The sequence below is a fragment of the Microbacterium meiriae genome (genome assembly GCF_040685015.1).
GTDB classification, from domain to species: Bacteria; Actinomycetota; Actinomycetes; order Actinomycetales; family Microbacteriaceae; genus Microbacterium; species Microbacterium meiriae.
Window position 1 is genome coordinate 1,229,942 of the sequence record NZ_JBFBHD010000001.1, and the last position, 14,824, is coordinate 1,244,765.

8 protein-coding genes and 1 tRNA gene are annotated in these 14,824 nt (G+C 69.8%); 6 read left to right on the top strand and 3 right to left on the bottom strand.

Annotated elements, in window-relative coordinates:
* Positions 1-38 precede the first annotated feature (38 nt).
* The 3 genes from AB0N68_RS06020 to AB0N68_RS06030 form a co-directional block, all read right to left on the bottom strand.
* Positions 39-6,773 (bottom strand): CLIPPER-2 domain-containing protein, encoded by a 6,735-nt coding sequence (locus AB0N68_RS06020; protein ID WP_280568255.1) that lies wholly within the window; start codon positions 6,771-6,773, stop codon positions 39-41.
* Positions 6,774-6,894: 121 nt separating this feature from the next.
* Positions 6,895-7,356 carry a hypothetical protein gene (locus AB0N68_RS06025; protein ID WP_280568258.1) on the bottom strand — a complete coding sequence of 154 codons (462 nt, stop codon included), beginning with the start codon at positions 7,354-7,356 and terminating at the stop codon, positions 6,895-6,897.
* 87 nt (positions 7,357-7,443) lie between these two features.
* Positions 7,444-7,526 (bottom strand) — tRNA-Leu (locus tag AB0N68_RS06030).
* A 144-nt stretch (positions 7,527-7,670) separates the two neighbouring features.
* Here AB0N68_RS06030 and AB0N68_RS06035 point away from each other — a divergent pair.
* The 6 genes from AB0N68_RS06035 to AB0N68_RS06060 are packed head-to-tail and all read left to right on the top strand — an operon-like array spanning position 7,671 to position 14,809.
* Positions 7,671-8,396: an FHA domain-containing protein gene (locus tag AB0N68_RS06035; protein ID WP_025102897.1), complete on the top strand. Its 726-nt coding sequence runs from the start codon at positions 7,671-7,673 to the stop codon at positions 8,394-8,396.
* Entirely contained in the window at positions 8,393-8,911 is a 519-nt protein-coding gene (locus AB0N68_RS06040; protein ID WP_187662806.1) for an FHA domain-containing protein FhaB/FipA, read from the top strand. Before AB0N68_RS06035 ends, AB0N68_RS06040 begins: the two co-directional genes overlap by 4 nt.
* A 7-nt stretch (positions 8,912-8,918) precedes the next feature.
* A complete protein-coding gene (locus AB0N68_RS06045) occupies positions 8,919-10,223 on the top strand; it encodes a PP2C family protein-serine/threonine phosphatase (protein WP_060922719.1) in 1,305 nt (434 codons plus the stop codon).
* The gene (locus tag AB0N68_RS06050) at positions 10,220-11,605 is read left to right on the top strand and encodes an FtsW/RodA/SpoVE family cell cycle protein (RefSeq protein ID WP_187662805.1); all 1,386 of its coding nucleotides are present in this window, start codon (positions 10,220-10,222) and stop codon (positions 11,603-11,605) included. Before AB0N68_RS06045 ends, AB0N68_RS06050 begins: the two co-directional genes overlap by 4 nt.
* A 1-nt stretch (position 11,606) precedes the next feature.
* Complete coding sequence (locus AB0N68_RS06055; protein WP_268777826.1) at positions 11,607-13,061, top strand: peptidoglycan D,D-transpeptidase FtsI family protein; 1,455 nt, start codon at positions 11,607-11,609, stop codon at positions 13,059-13,061.
* Positions 13,058-14,809 carry a serine/threonine-protein kinase gene (locus AB0N68_RS06060; RefSeq protein ID WP_292796865.1) on the top strand — a complete coding sequence of 584 codons (1,752 nt, stop codon included), beginning with the start codon at positions 13,058-13,060 and terminating at the stop codon, positions 14,807-14,809. Before AB0N68_RS06055 ends, AB0N68_RS06060 begins: the two co-directional genes overlap by 4 nt.
* Positions 14,810-14,824 lie beyond the last annotated feature (15 nt).

Below are 14,824 nucleotides of genomic sequence, written 5' to 3' on the forward strand. Positions count from 1 at the left end.
TGGCGGGTGATTCGCACCCGCCACGGACCACTTCTCGGTCAGCGCTGCTCCTGCTCTTCCTCTCGCCGGCGCACCCGGGTGAGGCCGAGACCCAGCCCGGCGAGGACCATCACTCCCCCGAGGAGCAGCCCTCCGGCCATCAGCGTGCCGCCCGTGACCGCGAGACCGGTCGGCGGGGTGGGGACCACTCGGGTGATCGTCTGCGAGGTCGGCGGATCGATGGGCCCGTCCGGCGTGTTCCCCGTCACCGTCGCGACGTTTCGCACCTCGCCGCGACGCACGTCCGCGGCGTCGATGGTGTGCGGGGGCACTGTGCATGTCATCTGCTCCCCGGAGGCGAGGCTCGTCGCCGGGCAGGTGACCGCACCGGCCGTCGGGTCCGACACGGCGATGTCGGAAACCGTCTGTGCCCCGGTGTTGGTGACGATGATCGTCCACTCCACGCGATCGCCGAGGTCGATGATCCGGTTGGCGTTGACGTCGACGGTCGTCGCCCGCTTCTCGATCGCGAGGGAGTTGGTCCCGTCGAACGGCACCTCCACGGTCGACGGCGGTGACACCGGCGGCGTGCCCGTGGGCGGTGTCGCCGTGGCGGTCGCGGTGTTCGTCAGCCGTCCGGAGTCCACGTCGGCCTGAGTGGTCGTGTACGTCGCCGTGCAGGTCACCGTCTGCCCCGGGATGATGCGGGCCGCTTCATCCGGGCATGTGACCGCCGACAGCTCGCCCTGCCCGGAGAAGTCCGTGTCGTCCACCACCACGTCCGCCAGCGTCACGTTGCCCGTGTTGGTCACGACGAAGGAGTACTCCAGAGTCTCCCCCACGGTGGTCATCACGGCCGGGGTCGCGGACTTCACGATGTTCAGGCCGGGGGCGGGAAGCGCCGGGACGCGCGTCTCCGACGGCGGCGACACGGGAGGCTGCAGATCCCCGGGCGGGACGCCGGTCGCCGTGGCGGAGTTCGTCACCTGACCGGCGTCGATGTCCGCCTGCGTCAGCACGTACGACGCGGTGCAGACGAGCTGCGCCCCGGGGGCCATCGATGCGGTGCCTGCCGGGCAGTCGATCGCCGACAGCGTCCCCGTCCCCGAGAACACCCCCTCGTTCACCACGACATCCGTCAGCGTGACGTTGCCGCTGTTGGTCACGACGAACGAGTACGTGACCTCCTGGCCCACCACATAGGAGTCCGGAGCATTCGGGGTGGCCGACTTCACGACCGTGATCGCCGGGTTCCGGTCGCCGGGGACCTCGACCGTCGACGGCGGCGTGACCGGCGGCTCGCTGGTCGGCGGTCCCGTCGGGGGCTCCCCCGTCGCGACAGCCGTGTTCGTCAGTCGCCCGGCGTCCACATCGGCCTGGGTGACCACGTACGGCGCGGTGCAGGTCACCGTCGCTCCCGGGGCCAGCGATGCCGCCTCGGCAGGACACGTGACCACCGGCGCGGTTCCCGTCCCCGAGAACGACACCTCCCCGACACCGACGTCCGTCATCGTCAGATTGCCCGTGTTGGTGATGAGGAACGAGTACGTGATCGTCTGCCCTGCGGCCGAGATCTCGGTGAGGTCCGCCGTCTTGGCGACCGTGAGGGCCGGCGACCCGTCTGACGGCACCCTGACCGTCGACGGCGGCGACACCGGCGGCTCCCCGGACGGCGGCGTTCCCGTACCGGTGGCCGTGTTGGTCACGCCGCCCGCATCGATGTCGGCCTGCGTCACGACGTACGGTGCGGTGCACGTCACCTCCGCCCCCGGGGCGAGCGATTCTGCTCCCGCGGGGCAGGTCACCACCGGCGCGGTGCCGGTACCGGTGAACGAGACCTCGTCCACGCCCACCTCCGTGAGCGTGACGTTTCCGGTGTTGGTGACGAGGAACGAATAGGTGATCGTCTGCCCGGCGGCGGTGATCTCCGTCCGGTCGGCCGTCTTCGCCACGGTCAGCGCGGGTGCCGGGTCGCCGGGGACCAGCACGGTCGACGGCGGTGAGACCGGGGGTTCGCCCGTGGGCGGCGTACCGGTCACGGTCGCGGTGTTCGTCACCCCGCCGCCATCCAGGTCGGCCTGAGTGACCACGTAGGGCGCGGTGCAGGTGACCTGGGCGCCCGGCGCGAGCGACGCGGCTCCCGCCGGGCACGTCACGACCGGAGCCGTGCCGGTACCGGTGAAGGTCGTCTCGTCCACCGTCACGTCGGCGATCGTCATGTTCCCCGTGTTCGTCACGAGGAAGGAGTAGATGATCGTCTGGCCCGCTGCGGTGATCGTGGTGCGGTCGGACGACTTCACCACCGACAGTCCCGGTGCCGGCGTCGACGGCACCTCGACCTCGGACGGCGGCGACACCGGCGGCTCCCCCGACGGCGGCGTTCCCGTCACGGTCGCGGTGTTCGTCACCCCGCCCGCATCGATGTCCGCCTGCGTGACGACATACTCGGCCGTGCACGTCACCTCGTCCCCGGGAGCGAGCGACGCCACCGCGGCCGGGCACTCGATGACGGGTGCCGTCCCTGTGCCGGTGAACGAGGCCTCCGTCACCTCGACATCCGTCAGCGTCACGTTGCCGGTGTTCACGACGAGGAAGGAATAGGTGATCGTCTGCCCGGCGGCCGTGATCTCCGTCCGGTCCGCCGTCTTCGAGACCGACAGGCCGGGCGACGGCTCCGACGGCACCTCGACCTCGGACGGCGGCGACACCGGCGGCTCCCCCGACGGCGGCGTGCCCGTCACGGTCGCGGTGTTCGTCACCCCGCCCGCATCGATGTCCGCCTGCGTGACGACGTACTCGGCGGTGCACGTGACCTGGGCCCCGGGTGCCATGGTGGCCGCACCCGCCGGACAGGTCACGACGGGAGCCGTCCCTGTGCCCGTGAAGGTGCCCTCGTCCACGGTCACGTCGCGCACCGTGACGTTGCCGGTGTTGGTCACCAGGAACGAATAGGTGATCGTCTGCCCCGCCGCCGTGATCTCGGTTCGATCCGCGGTCTTCGCCACGGTCAGCGCCGGCGCCGGGTCACCCGGGATCTCCACCGTCGACGGCGGCGACACCGGCGGCGTTCCGGAAGGCGGCGTTCCGGTCGCCGTCGCCGTGTTCGACAGCTGCCCCGAGTCGACGTCGGTCTGCGTCAGCGTGTACGTGGCGGTGCAGGCGATCTGGGTTCCCGGCGCGAGCGCCGCGGCCCCCGCCGGACAGGTGATCGCCGACAGCTCGCCCGAGCCCGTGAAGGCCGTCTCATCCACCGTCACGTCGGTGAGCGTGACGTTGCCGGTGTTCGTGACGACGAAGGTGTAGGTGATCTCCGTTCCGACCGTGTAGCCGGCGGCGGTCGAAGGATCGGCCGACTTCACGACGGTGATCCCGGGCGTCTCGATCGACGGGACCTCGACCTCCGACGGCGGCGACACCGGCGGCTCGAGGGTTCCGGGCGGGTCGCCCGTCACTGTGGCGGTGTTCGTCACGCCACCCGCATCGACGTCGGCCTGCGTCACCTCGTAGGTCGCGGTGCAGGTCACCTGAGCCCCGGGCTCGAGGGACGCGGCCGCTGCGGGGCAGGTGACGACGGGTGTCGCGCCGGTACCCGAGAACGACACCTCGTCGACGGTCACGTCCGAGATGGTCACGTTGCCCGTGTTCGTCACGAGGAAGGAGTAGGTGATGACGTCCCCCGCGGCGGTGATCTCCGGCCGGTCGGCCGTCTTCACGACCGTGAGGGCGGGCGCGCCGGGGACCGTGACGATCGCCGTGGAGGGCGCGGACACCGGCGGTTCGAGGTCGCGCGGCGGCGTGCCCGTCGCGGTGGCGGTGTTGGTCACCTGACCCGCGTCGACGTCCGCCTGCGTCGCCTCGTAGGACGCGGTGCAGGTGACCTGGGCGGCCGGCGCGAGTGTGGCGGCGGCGGCCGGACAGGTGATGACAGGGGCCGTGCCCGTGCCGGAGAAGGCGGTCTCGGCCACGGAGATGCCGGTCAGGGTCACGTTGCCGGTGTTGGTCACGAGGAACGCGTAGTCGACGGTCGCGCCGGCGGCGGTGATCGACGTCGGGTCGGCGGTCTTGACGAGGCTGATCGCGGGCGTCTCGTCCGTAGGGACCACCACGGTCGACGGCGGCGACACCGGCGGCTCGCCCGTGGGGGGCTCGCCCGTCACGGTCGCGGTGTTCGTCACGCCGCCGGCATCGATGTCGGCCTGGGTCACCACGTAGGGAGCGGTGCACGTCACCTGCGCACCCGGAGCCAGCGATGCGGCGGCCGCGGGGCAGGTGATGACAGGAGCCGTACCCGTGCCGGTGAAGGTGGTCTCCGTCACCCCGACGTCGGCGATCGGCACGTTTCCGGTGTTGGTGATGAGGAAGGAGTAGGTGATGGTCTGACCCGCGGCGGTGATCTCCGTGCGGTCCGCCGACTTCGTCACCGTGAGCGCCGGAGCGGAGGTGACGGGGATCTCGACGGTGGACGGCGAGGACACCGGTGCCGTGCCGGTCGGCGGCGTGCCCGTCGCGGTGGCCGTGTTCGTGAGCGCGGACGTGTTGTAGTCCGCGGCGGTCACGGTGTAGCTCGCGGTGCAGGTGACCTCGGCTCCCGGGGCGAGGGATCCGGCGCCGGCCGGGCAGCTCACGTCCAGCGCCCCGGTGCCCGAGAAGGCCTCCTCATCGATGCCCACGTTGGTCAGGGTCACGTTCCCGGTGTTGGTGACGAGGAAGGAGTAGTCGATCGTCTGTCCGGCGGCCGTGATCGCGGTCGTCTCGGAGCTCTTCTCCAGCGAGATCGCCGGAGCCGGGTCCACCGGCACGCGCACGGTCGACGGCGGAGACACCGGTGGCGTCAGCGACCCCGGCGGCACGCCGGTGGCGGTCGCGGTGTTGCTGACCGATCCCCCGTCCACGTCCGTCTGCGTCAGGGTGTACCTCGCGCTACAGGTCGTCTGCGCACCCGGGGCGAGGGGGGCGACCGGGCACTCGATCGTCGACAGGGAGCCGGAACCCGTGAACGCCGTCTCGTTCACCGCGATGTTCGAGACGGTCACGTTGCCCGTGTTGGTGACGATGAACGAGTAGTCGATCACCTGTCCGACCGTGAAGTCGTCCGGTCCGGACGGGGTCGCCGACTTCACGACCGTGAGCGCCGGGGTGCGGGTCGTGGTGACCGTCGCGGTGCTCGGGTTGCTCTCCACACCGGTGTTCGCTTCAGAGGTACCGGTCGCGAGCGCGGTGTTCGTCACCGTGCCCGCATCGATGTCCGCCTGCGTCAGCGTGTATGCCGCCGTACAGGTGGTGTTCTGCCCCACGGCGAGCGTCGTCGCCGCACAGCTCACCGCCCCGAGCGTCCCCGTGCCGCTGAACGCGGACTCGCGGATGCCGAGACCCGAGACGGCGACGTTGCCGGTGTTGGACACCGCGAACGAGTACGTGACCGTGTCCCCCGCCGCGGAGGCGGTGGTCGGCGTGACCGTCTTCGTCAACGCCAGAGACGGCGCCGGAGCCGTGATCGCGAGGGCATAGTCCTCCACCTCACCCGGGCCACCGGTCCCCGTCGGGGTCGCCGTGGTCAGACCCGTCCCGCTCTGGATGCGGAACCGCGCGAACGTCTGCCCGCCCACCGTCTGGGAGGCGATGCCGGACCAGTTCAGCGTCACCGACGAGCCGTCCGCCGTCCCTGCGGGCACCGCCGCGGTGGCACCCTCGTTCGCATCGAACACGCCGTTGCGGTTGAAGTCGATCCAGCCGACCAAGGTCGCCGGCACCCCTGGCACCTTGTTCGAGGCCAGCACCGACACGGAATACGTGTTGGTCACGCTCGCCATGATCGGCCCGAACGACGCCACCCCCGTCTCGTCGTTGATGGTCTGGTTCGGGGCCGTACCGCCGACCACGTTGTCACCCGTGGCGTTCGCGCTGTACTGCATCGCACTCTCGGCATCCGCCGACCACCCCAGATATGTCGCCGCGTTCAGCTCCTGGGAGACCGAACCGTAGCTGGTCGGCGCATCGCCGAAGTCGTCGGGAATCGTCGTACACGAGGGGTTGAACCCGTCGATGCCCTCGCCACCGCTCTGCGCCCGATAACCGCGCACGACGATGTCGCTCGTTCCGGTCGTCCCGGCCGGCCCGCATCGCGGTGTGGGCGTGTCGAGGCCGCCGTTGGTGTTGAAGTTCTGGCCTGCGGTGAGCACGGTGGGGGTCGCCGCGAGGTTGACCCGCAGCTCGCCGGCCGCCGTGAAGGTCATCGGACGACACGTGATCTGCACCGAGGAGGGCCAGCGGGCGCCGTTGTCGCCGACGAAGGTCGTACCCGTGATCCGGTGCACGAAGGTGTTCGCCGGACACGTCGCCGTCTGCACATTCCCGCGACTCTGGTCGTAGACCGGCCCGGTGATCCAGGTGGGGTTCACCGTCGCGGTGACGACGCCCGCGTTGCTCACGGTGATCGTGGAGCACTGCAGGCTGAAGCGCGTGAGGATCGAGTTGCCGGTCGCGCCGGGGGCCTCCGCCGTCCGGTTCTCCGTCTGCACCGCGGTGAGGACCGAGTTCGCCGGACACTCCGTGGGTGCCGTGAGGTCCTTGTCGGAGCCGACGATCGGACCTTCGTACGAGACGCCGAGGTACAGCTGCGCCGGGTCACCAGGGGCTGCCGTCGCGGGCAGCACGGGCGCGACGAGCGACCCGAGCACGAGGGCCAGCATCGTCGCCACCGCCCACGGTCGTCGCGGCGACAGCAGGCGTCGTCGCGTTCTCCGGTCCTTGTTCTTCTGTTCGCGTTCGGAATTCGTATGCAGAGAGAACTGCATGGACACTCCCCTGTTCCGTGCCCAGTTCACCCACCCCTCCGAACTGGGATACGGCTGAGAGTAGGGGGAGCGATCAGGGAACTCCAGGGTGACTTTCGTCCCTCCAGGATGAGGACGTGAGTCAGTTCTCCTGCTCGGCGGACAGGCCGAGCCGGTGGCGCAGAGCCGCGGCGCGCTCCTCGAGTTCCGCAAGGATCTCGTGGGCGGCGAGCGAGCCGCCGGAGAGGAAACCCGCCTCCAGTGCCTCTCGCCACCGGCGGTTCACCTCGGCCAGTTCACGGGTGAGGCGCTCCCTGTCCTCGTCCGAGAGCAGCTCCGGCGGGACGGCCTCCTCCACCTCGCCCTCCGGCACGACGTACCACCGGAAATCCTCGCGACCGCGCGCGTTGTTGAGTCGCCAGAGCACGGCGAGGGACACCAGGACCCCTGCTCCCCCTGTCGCGATCATCACCCAGGCGAACCCGGGCGCGTCGTCCCGTTCGAGCATGCCCAACCAGAGCAGCAGCCCACTGATGAGGCCCAGGACGCCGGGGAAGACGATGCGGACGAGGATGAGTCCGACGGTGTGCATCCAAGGGGTCATGCGTGAGACCGATCGATGGGCGTTCGCGGCGGAGAAGAAGAAAGAGCCGGTCAGACTCTGACCGACTCTTTCATGAATGTCTCGCTGTGCGCGAGGGGGGACTTGAACCCCCACGTCCATAAGGACACTGGCACCTGAAGCCAGCGCGTCTACCATTCCGCCACTCGCGCGAGCGTCTCGTTCCGAAGAACTCAACTTTCCGAGGATATCACGCGTTTTCGGCCTCGTTGCACACCCCCGGTGGGGCGTCGGCGGCGTTCCCCCAGGTCACCTGGCTACGATGTCCCTACCGGTCGGCATGCCAGAGGAGCCCAGTGGGACTACTTGACAGCTTTGAGAAGGGTCTCGAGCGCGCAGTGAACAGCGCGTTCGCGAAGACCTTCCGCAGCGGCATCCAGCCCGTGGAGATCGCTTCGGCGCTGCGACGCGAGGCGGATACCACTGCGGCCGTGGTGAGCCGTGACCGCATCATCGCGCCCAACAACTACGTCGTGCGTCTGAGCCCCGACGACGCGGAGCGCATGCGCGGGCTCGGCGGCGCGCTGACGGACGAGCTGCACGCCCTCCTCACGAAGCACGCGAAGTCGCAGGGCTACAGCTTCGCCGGCCCGCTGTCCCTCACACTCGAGGCGGACGACAAGGTCGCCACCGGCACCGTGCGCGTCACCTCGGGAACCGTCGAAGGACGCGTGAGCTGGCAGGCCGTGGTCGACGTCGACGGACGCCGGCACACCCTCACGCGTGCCCGCACCGTGATCGGCCGTGGCTCGGACGCCGACATCACCATCGCCGACGCCGGGTCGAGCCGTCGTCACGCCGAGATCCTTTGGGACGGCGAGCGCGCCATGCTCCGCGACATGGGATCCACCAACGGCACGAAGGTCGACGGGCAGAAGCTCCGCGAAGCCGCCCTCCCCTCCGACACCACGATCACGATCGGTCGCACCGACCTCGTGTTCCGCATCGTCCCCGTCGCCACCCCGTCGCGGTCGTCCCGCCCCGACGACGACGCGACCCGCGTGTTCGGAGCCCTCGGATGAGCGAACTGGTCCTGCTCCTTCTCCGCATCGGCTTCCTCGTGCTGATGTGGTTCTTCGTGTTCGGGGTCGTCTACTCCCTGCGCGCCGACCTGTTCGGGGTGCGTGCTCGCAAGCTCCCCGCCGAGGCCACCGCGGGAGCACCCGCTGCTGCCGCTCCGGCACCGACCGCTCCGCCCCGTCCCTCGTCGGCGCGACCCTCGACCGGCCCCGCGACCGTGGCGACGGCGAAGCGCCTCGTGATCACGTCCGGGCCGAAGGCCGGTCTCGAGCTCCCCCTCGGCTCCGACGCGATGACGATCGGCCGCTCCAGCGAATCCGCCCTCGTGATCCGCGACGACTACACGTCCAGCCATCACGCCCGACTCATACTCCGCGGTGACACCTGGGCGATCCAGGACCTCGACTCGACGAACGGCACGTTCGTGGCCGGCCAGCGGGTGACGGGCGGCCCGGTCTCCCTGAGCCTCGGCACCCCGGTCAAGGTCGGCGCGACGACGTTCGAGTTGAGGGCCTGACGCCGGCATGGTCTTCGAAGGCTCGAGCGCCGCGATCTCCCACACCGGGAAGGTCCGCTCCAACAACCAGGACTCCGGGTACTCCGGGGCGAACCTGTTCGTCGTCGCCGACGGCATGGGCGGGCACGCGGGCGGCGACGTCGCCTCCAGCATCGCGATCCAGCGCATGGAGCCGCTGGACCAGCCGTACTCCTCCACGGAGGACGCGCAGGCCGCCCTTCAGGCCGCCGCCACGACCGCCGCGGGCGACCTCATCCGCGCCGCCAAGGATCGTCCGGAGCTCGCCGGGCTCGGCACCACGCTCAGCGCCATCATCATGGTGGACGAGTATGCCGTCATCGGTCACATCGGCGACTCCCGCATCTACCTCTACCGCGACGACGCGCTGACGCAGATCACGGCCGACCACACCTTCGTGCAGCGCCTGGTCGACTCCGGCCGCATCACGCCGGAAGAGGCCAGGTACCACCCGCGGCGCTCCGTGCTCATGCGCGTGCTCAGCGACATGGACGCCGACCCCGAGCTGGACATGTTCGTCATGCACGCGCAGCCCGGCGACCGCTGGCTGCTGTGCTCCGACGGCCTCTCCGGTGTCGTGGACGAGGCCCGCATCCTCAAGGCCATGCAGCTCGGGCTCGCCCCCGGCCGCACGGCGGACAACCTCCTCAAGCAGGCCCTCGACGGCGGCGCCCCGGACAATGTCACGATCGTGATCGTCGACGTCGGCGGTCAGCACCCCGTCCACTCCGGCACCGCCACGATCGTCGGAGCGGCATCGAACCCGTCGGGTGTCTACGTGCCGCCGGTGCGGGCCCCGCGGAGCAACTGGCTGCACCCGGTGCGGCAGGCCGCGAATGAGCCGAGCCACTTCGAGCCGGCACCCGAGTACCTCGAGGAGCTGATCGAGGAGGACCGCCGTCGCGCCAAGCGCCGCCGGCTGGGCTGGATCGCCGGCACCCTCGTCGTCCTCGCGATGCTGGGCTTCGCCGCGTTCGCCGCCTACAGCTGGACGCAGACGCGCTACTTCATCGGCGCCGATGAGGACAGTGTCGTGATCTTCCAAGGTGTGCAGCAGAACATCGGTCCGATCACGCTGTCGACGCCGGTGGAGGACACCGAGATCCTCCTCGCCGACCTGCCCCCGTATCAGCGGGCCTCGGTCGAGCGCACGATCAGCGCACGCTCGCTCTCCGACGCGATGGCCATCGTCGACCGTCTCCGCACGGGCGCCGAGGCGAACATCATCGAGCAGACCCCGCTGCCCACACCGCTCCCCTCCCCGAGCGCCACACCGTCGGGAGGTGCCGGGTGAGCACCGACGTCCAGGCCGACACCACGGTCATCAAGGCGCTGCGCCGGCTGCGCATGCCGCAGACGCAGCGCAACCGCGAGTTCTGGCTGCTCCTCTTCGCCTGTGCGATCAGCGGCGCCGCCCTCACCCTCGTCCAGCTCGGCGCCCTCGGCACCATCGACCCGATGATCCTGGCGATCGGCGGCGGCCTGGCAGCTCTGGCGTTCGCGCTGCACATCGTGCTCCGCTTCGTCGCCGCCGACGCCGATCCCTTCGTCGTCCCGATCGCGACGCTGCTCACCGGACTCGGCGTCGCGATGATCTATCGGATCGACATCGCCTTCGCGAACACCGGGTGGAACGCCTACTCCACCAAACAGCTCGCCTGGACCGCCATCTCGCTGGCCGGGGCGATCACGGTGGTCATCCTGCTGCGCAACTACCGGATCCTGTTCCGGTACACCTACATCTTCGGACTCGCCGGAATCCTCCTCCTGCTCCTGCCGTTCGTGCCCGGTCTGCGGATCCCCGACGCCAACGCACAGGTGTGGGTCTCGCTCGGCGGCATGTTCGCCTTCCAGCCCGGAGAGCTCGCCAAGATCTGTCTCGCGATCTTCTTCGCCGGCTACCTCGTGCGCACGCGGGAGAGCCTCACGTCGGTGGGCAAGCGGGTGCTCGGGATCACCTGGCCGCGGATGCGCGAGCTCGGTCCGGTGCTGGTCGTCTGGCTCGTCTCGCTCGGCATCATCGTCGTCCAGCGCGACCTCGGTACCGGAACGCTCATCTTCGGCATGTTCGTGGCCATGCTCTACGTCGCGACAGGCAAGACGAGCTGGGTGCTCATCGGTCTCGGCCTCGTGGTCGCCGGCGTCGCCGTCGCCTCCCAGATCCTCAGCTACGTGCAGGGCCGCTTCGTCAACTGGCTCTTCCTGTTCGACTCCTCGAAGGTCGACCCCGACGGCGCCGGATACCAGCCCATGCAGGGCTTGTTCGGGCTCGCCCGCGGCGGCCTCATCGGCACCGGCTGGGGGCAGGGCCGCCCGGAGATCACGCCGCTCGCGCACAGCGACTACATCATCACGAGCCTGGGCGAGGAGCTCGGCCTCATCGGGCTCTTCGCGATCCTCTGCCTCTACATGGTGTTCGTCAGCCGCGGCGTCCGCATCGGTCTCGCCGGTCAGGACGATTTCGGCAAGCTGCTCGCCACGGGCCTGTCGTTCACCATCGCGCTGCAGGTGTTCATCATGGTCGGCGGCGTCACCCGGGTCATCCCGCTGACCGGTCTGACCACCCCGTTCCTCGCCGCCGGTGGCTCGTCGCTCGTCGCGAACTGGCTCATCGTGGCACTCCTCCTCCGCATCTCCGACGGCGTCCGCCGTCAGCCCCGGGTGGTGATCGGCTGACATGACACGAGAACTCCGCAGACTCAGCATCGTCATGCTGTTCATGTTCATCGCGCTGTTCGCCGCGACGAGCTGGATCCAGGTCGTCGAGACCGACGGGCTGTCGCAGAATCCGCACAACAAGCGCACCCGGCTGGACAGCTACGAGATCCAGCGCGGCGCGATCATCGTCGACGGCACCGCGATCGCCAACTCGGTCCCCAGCGACGACACGTACCGGTTCCAGCGCGTCTACACCGACGCCGAGATGTGGGAGCCCGTCACCGGCTACTTCAACCCCGCGCTCGGCTCCAGCACCGGCATCGAGGAGGCGATGAACGCCGATCTCTCGGGCACCGGCTCGAACGCGTTCTTCGCGGAGATCGAGCGGATCCTCTCCGGTCAGCCCCAGCGCGGGTTCAGCGTCGAGCTGTCCTTGAACACCGCTGCGCAGCGCGCCGCCACCGAGGCACTGGACGGCCTGCAGGGCGCCGTCGTGGCGATGGATCCGAAGACCGGACGCATCCTCGCACTGGCGTCCACCCCCGGCTTCGACACGAACAGCATGGCGACCCACGACGCGAACGCCGCCAACGCGACCTACGACCAGCTCGTGGCCGACCCCGGCAAACCACTGTCGAACCGGGCGATCGCCGGCGACCTCAATCCCCCGGGGTCGACCTTCAAGATCGTCGTGGCGGCGGCCGCCTACGCCAGCGGAGAGTGGACGCCGGAGTCGACCCTCCCCAACCCCGCCTCGTACACGCTGCCGGGCTCGAACAGTCGCGTCTCCAACGCGTGGGGCGGCACCTGCGGCTCCGGCGCGACGGTCACGATCGCCGAGGCGATCCGTCTCAGCTGCAACATCCCCATGGCCGAGCTCGCGGTCGAGCTCGGCGATGACACGATCCGGGAGATGGCGGAGAAGTTCGGGTTCAACCGCAGCTTCGACATCCCGCTCACCTCGACGCCCTCGAGCTACCCGCAGGGGCTCGACGACGCGCAGACCGCCCTCACCGGATTCGGGCAGGGGCAGGTGACCGCGACGCCATTGCAGATCGCCATGGTCTCCGCCGGCATCGCCAACGACGGCGTCGTCATGAACCCGCAGATGGTCGACGCCGTGATCGGCAACGACCTCTCGGTGATCCGGTCGTTCGACAGCACCGAGTTCGGTCGCGCGATGGAGCCGGATGTCGCCGACGAGGTGACCTCCGCCATGGTCGCGAGCGTCTCAAACGGCGCGGCGCAGGGTGCAAGAATAGACGGGGTCGACGTGGCCGGTAAGACCGGAACGGCGGAGAACGGAAACAGGCCGCACACGCTGTGGTTCACGGGGTTCGCCCCCGCGGACGACCCCGCGGTCGCGGTAGCGGTCGTCGTCGAGAACGGCGGCGGACAGGGTCAATCAGGAAGCGGGGACACCATCGCCGCTCCGATTGCGAAGAAGGTCATAGAGGCGGTGCTGGGCAGATGAGGCCGACGCAGGGTGTGTCGTTCGGTGGTCGCTACGAGCTGCAGTCGCGGATTGCGATCGGCGGCATGGGCGAGGTGTGGGAGGCGACGGATCACGTCATCGGACGCACCGTCGCCATCAAGATCCTCAAGGACGAGTACATGGGGGACCCCGGGTTCCTCGAGCGGTTCCGCGCGGAAGCGCGTCATGCTGCGCTCGTCAACCACGAGGGCATCGCCAGCGTTTTCGATTACGGCGAGGAGAACGGCAGCGCCTACCTCGTCATGGAGCTCGTGCCGGGTGAGGCCCTGTCGACGATCCTGGAGCGGGACGGCGCACTGAGTGCCGACAAGACGCTCGACATCGTCGCGCAGACCGCTTCAGCCCTCCAGGCCGCGCACGCCGCGGGTCTCGTGCACCGCGACATCAAGCCCGGGAACCTCCTCATCACGCCCGACGGCCGTGTGAAGATCACCGACTTCGGCATCGCCCGGATCGCCGATCAGGTACCGCTCACCGCGACCGGTCAGGTCATGGGCACGGTGCAGTACCTGTCGCCGGAGCAGGCGTCGGGTCACCCTGCCTCCCCCGCGACCGACACGTACTCGCTCGGCATCGTCGCGTACGAGTGCCTCGCCGGCAAGCGCCCCTTCACGGGCGAGTCGCAGGTCGCGATCGCCATGGCGCAGATCAACGAGCAGCCGCCGCCGCTGCCGCCGACGGTCCCGATCCCCGTGCAGAACCTGGTCATGGCGATGATCGCCAAGAAGCCGGCGGATCGCCCCTCCTCCTCGGCCACGGTCGCTCGTGCGGCCCAGGCCCTGCGTCGCGGAGACCTGAACTCCGCGGCCATCGCCGTGCCCGCCATCGCGACGGGCGGCATCGCCGGCGACGACGACGCCACGCGCATGCTCACTGCGACCGGTGACGACGGCACCACACGCATCCTCCCCACCACCGCGCAGCTTCCCACCGACGAGGCCGCCGCGGAGGAGCAGGAGAAGAGAAAGAAGAAGAAGAGCGCCTGGACCTGGCCGCTCATCGCGCTGCTGGTCCTGCTGCTCATCGTCGTCGCCGGCACGCTGTGGGCGCTGTTCGGCAACCAGGGCAAGGATGCCGACCCCGACCCCACCGGGTCCGCGAGCCGCACCCCCACGCAGACACAGACGCAGACGCCCTCGCAGGAGCCCACGCCCGACGAGACCCGGGTCGACGTGACCGCACTCGGTCTCAACGGCATGGACTGCGGCACCGCGACCGCGACGCTCAAGGAGGCCGGGTTCTCCGACATCGCCTGCGGCGAGGGCGACCCCGCCCCGAGCGACGGCGACGTCGGCAAGGTCTACCGGGTGCAGCCGGAGGGGAACGTCGCGACGACCACGCCGATCGCGCTCACGGTCTACGCCGGCCGCACGCCGCTGCCGACGCCGACCGACGAGCCGACGATCACCGGCGACCCGGTCGCGGGCAGCACCGTGACGATCTCCTGGGGAACCGGTTTCACCTGCCCCAGCGGCACGACGCTGTCCGGCTACGTCGTGTCACTGCAGAACGGCACCTTCGCTTCGGGCGGGCCGAACTTCCAGCCGACGGAGCGCAACGCGCAGGTGACGGTCGGCGACGCCGTCGGGAAGCAGCTCATCGCGACGTATCAGGGTCTGTGCTCCGGCGGCGACCAGCGCACGTCGAACGCCTCTCCCCCGCTCTCCGTCACGATCGTGGCACCGGAGGACGGCGAGGGTGACGGCGGCGACGGCGCCCAAGGGTAGCCTGAGTATCCAGTC

What these genes read in the sequence shown, in the direction of transcription:
- AB0N68_RS06020 (WP_280568255.1), bottom strand. Translation starts at nt 6,773, where the DNA reads ATGCAGTTCTCTCTGCATACGAATTCCGAACGCGAACAGAAGAACAAG.
- AB0N68_RS06025 (WP_280568258.1), bottom strand. Translation starts at nt 7,356, where the DNA reads ATGACCCCTTGGATGCACACCGTCGGACTCATCCTCGTCCGCATCGTC.
- AB0N68_RS06040 (WP_187662806.1), top strand. Translation starts at nt 8,393, where the DNA reads ATGAGCGAACTGGTCCTGCTCCTTCTCCGCATCGGCTTCCTCGTGCTG.
- AB0N68_RS06045 (WP_060922719.1), top strand. Translation starts at nt 8,919, where the DNA reads ATGGTCTTCGAAGGCTCGAGCGCCGCGATCTCCCACACCGGGAAGGTC.
- AB0N68_RS06055 (WP_268777826.1), top strand. Translation starts at nt 11,607, where the DNA reads ATGACACGAGAACTCCGCAGACTCAGCATCGTCATGCTGTTCATGTTC.
- AB0N68_RS06060 (WP_292796865.1), top strand. Translation starts at nt 13,058, where the DNA reads ATGAGGCCGACGCAGGGTGTGTCGTTCGGTGGTCGCTACGAGCTGCAG.